The sequence below is a fragment of the Allobaculum fili genome, from assembly GCF_020969955.1.
Taxonomy (GTDB): domain Bacteria; phylum Bacillota_I; class Bacilli_A; order Erysipelotrichales; family Erysipelotrichaceae; genus Allobaculum; species Allobaculum fili.
The window spans coordinates 1-486 of sequence record NZ_JAHDSX010000109.1; the positions used below are offsets into that span (position 1 = coordinate 1).

Below are 486 nucleotides of genomic sequence, written 5' to 3' on the forward strand. Positions count from 1 at the left end.
ACAAGCCGAGCAGGGACGAAAGTCGGGATTAGTGATCCGGCGGTGCCGAATGGAAGGGCCGTCGCTCAACGGATAAAAGCTACCCTGGGGATAACAGGCTGATCCCGCCCAAGAGTTCACATCGACGGCGGGGTTTGGCACCTCGATGTCGGCTCATCGCATCCTGGAGCTGGATTCGGTTCCAAGGGTTGGGCTGTCCGCCCATTAAAGCGGTACGCGAGCTGGGTTCAGAACGTCGTGAGACAGTTCGGTCCCTATCTGTTGTGGGCGCAGGAGATCTGAGGGAAGCTGTCCTTAGTACGAGAGGACCGGGATGGACCTGCCAATGGTGCACCGGTTGTTACGCCAGTAGCATAGCCGGGCAGCCAAGCAGGGATCGGATAAGCGCTGAAAGCATCTAAGCGCGAAGCCGAGCCCAAGATAAGATCTGCGGTATATAAGACCCCTTGAAGACGACAAGGCGATAGGCTGGAGATGGAAGCGAAG

General features: G+C 57.6%; 1 rRNA gene. It reads left to right on the forward strand.

Annotated elements, in window-relative coordinates:
* Positions 1-486 (forward strand): 23S ribosomal RNA (locus Afil_RS10730); the annotation flags it as partial.